This is a genomic window from Streptomyces sp. NPDC004752 (assembly GCF_053601275.1).
The window spans coordinates 1-2,564 of record NZ_JBSGBN010000285.1; the positions used below are offsets into that span (position 1 = coordinate 1).

At 64.5% G+C, this 2,564-nt stretch carries 1 protein-coding gene; it reads right to left on the bottom strand.

Annotated elements, in window-relative coordinates; genetic code table 11:
- Nucleotides 1-119: 119 nt before the first annotated feature.
- Nucleotides 120-1,883 carry a group II intron reverse transcriptase/maturase gene (gene ltrA, locus ACWEKM_RS46360; RefSeq protein ID WP_451627337.1) on the bottom strand — a complete coding sequence of 588 codons (1,764 nt, stop codon included), beginning with the start codon at nt 1,881-1,883 and terminating at the stop codon, nt 120-122.
- Between the last annotated feature and the right edge of the window lie 681 nt (nt 1,884-2,564).

Here is a 2,564-nt window from a genome sequence, read left to right on the forward strand (position 1 = left end):
CTCGTCGGGTAGGACCGCTGCATTGCTGCAGCGGTCCCCCCTCAGAACCGGCCATGCCCGCTTTCCGAGCAACCGGCTCAAGCAAGCCCCTTGGGCTCGCGGGCGAACAGAAGTGCTGGTCACCGGCCGGGGCCAGTGGCCAGACGACGCTGGCAGTAGGTGTGTATCAGGCGTGAGGCGGCGGGTTTGTCCGGCTTGCCGTTGCCCGCATCGGCGGTGACCGCGTGTTTGCGGATCGCGATGCGGGTGACTTTGAGCCACTGCTCCCACTGGTCGGGGGTTTGCGGCTCGTGGTCGGCGTGCAGCAGCAGCCCTCCGCAGAGCGGACATCGGCCGTCTTGCATCTGCAGCAGATGCAAGGTGCCTTTGCCCAGCGGGAGTTTGCCGCGGCGGCGCCGCTTGACCCAGAAGTCGGCCAGGGCAGGATCGTCGGTTGACGCCCTCCCTGGCACCATCCGGTGCCGGACGATCGGCGTCCAGGCGAACTTGTAGAGGTAGAAACCGCTGGCGCGGTCCCCGAATACCCACGTGTCCTGCCTGAACGGGTTGAACATGCCGAAGTACCGGGCGGTCACCCAGCGCATCGGCTTGTTCGGGTGGGAGAACTTGGCCCACTTGTAGACCAGTCTCCACACGTGGGCGTCCAGCGAGTTGAACGCCCGCTTGGACACCCCGATCCGGTAGTAGGCGGCCCAGCCCTTGATGATCGGGTTGAGCTTGGCGATCACCGCGTCGGCGTTGGCCCCTCGCAGGGCCAGCACCTCGGCGGCAAGCCGTTCCCGGATCCGCTGCAAGGCCGCGTCGCTCGGCTTGGTCAGCAGCTTGCCGCGGTAGCGTCGGATGTTGAACCCCAGGAAGTCGCAGCCCTCATCGAGGTGGACAATGCGCGTCTTGTCCTCGTTGAAAGCCAGCCCCCGGGGCGCGAGCCACGCGGCCAGCCGCGCCTTGACCTCCTCGGCCTGTTCCCGAGAATGACACAGGGCGAGAAGGTCGTCGGCGTAGACGACCAGAACCGGGGAATCGCGCGCCAGAATCGTGGCATCACTGCCGAGAGCCTGATATCGGACTCCAGCGGCCTTTCCCATTCCGTGCAAGGCGATGTTCAACAACGCGGGACTGATCACCCCGCCCTGGGGAGTTCCCTCCACCGTCGGGGTGAACCAACCTTTCTCGACCACACCGGCCTTCAGCCATCCGGCAACCATTCCCCTCGCGGGAAAGTTTCCCAATGACGCGAGCAGGTGATCGTGGTCGATTCGGTCGAATGCCGCTTTCAAGTCGGCGTCGAGCACCCACAGGCGTTTGGCGTTCTTGCCGCTCGCCGTCGTGTGGATAGCGACGATCGCGTCATGGCAGCCGCGACCGGGGCGAAAGCCGTAGACCTTCGGCTCCAGCCGTGCCTCCCACTCGGGCTCCAGTGCATTCAGCGTCAGAGCTTGTAGGCATCTGTCTGCGATCACGGGAATTCCGAGTGGGCGCTGTTTCCCATTCGCCTTGGCTATATACACCCGCTTGACGGGCTTGGGTTTCCACGGGGCCGCATCATGCTGGACCCAGTCGGCCAACTCGGCCTTTCCCTGGGACAGCAGGACGACTTTCCCGTCGATGCCCGCCGTCTTGCGGCCAGCGTTGACCTCCGTGACCCGGCGCACACTCGCGAGTGTGTTGGCGCGGGAGCGGAGCATCAACTTCTGCAGGTTCCTGACCTTGGCCAGGTCCCCTGCCTGCGATGCCGTGAAGATGCGTTGCCGCAGACGCCGTACGTCGTCCTCGACCTTCCGCCAGTCGATCGACGGCCAGTCGGTGATCTCGTCCTCCGGTCCGTTCGCCATGCCGGCTGCGGTCGCAGCGGCTTGCGCCGCCCCAGCCACGTGTGTCGTCACGGCGTCCAACTTGCCCTTCGGTTCAGGTGTCTTTGGTCATCGTTTCTTCACGGGCTCACCAGACCCACGTCAGCACCCTTTCAGGTCGGGGCATCGGCCCCTATCCGGCCAGTTATGTGGGAACCACCGACGGAGGTGTCGGCATATGGTTCCCGGTTTCCTGCTGCCTTTCGGCGACCGGCATTAGCTTGCTGGGTCTTCCTGCGCCCGCTGGAGAGTTGGGCCTTCCTTGCGGTTGGCTTACCAGGTCAGAATTGCATTGCCTGGACTCCATCGGGGTTGTCACGTTCCGCATGAGAGAGATGCTGCCGGTGAGGGCGCCCTCTGCACCCCGGGGACGGCGGTGCACTCCCGACTGGCCAGATTTCCCCAGTCGGCGCCTGCCGCTTTCCAGCGGCCAGTCCCTATCTCTCGCTGAAACGACCCATCGGCGAGAGTGCTCATGACGAGGCATCATCAAGGGTTCATTCGCATTCACCCGTCCGGCATTTCCCAGCCTGTAACCCCCGGATGGAACGAGGATCCTTGGGCATTTCCTCAGGCTTCGCACCCCGCGATTACTCACGACGCACGCTGAGGCGGGAACGAGCCCTGTGCACTGGCTCGGGAGCTACACCTTCGACATCAGTCGATCCTCCTTCGGTGAGTCCGCTCTTCTCAAGCGGCTTTCGTGTCGCACGA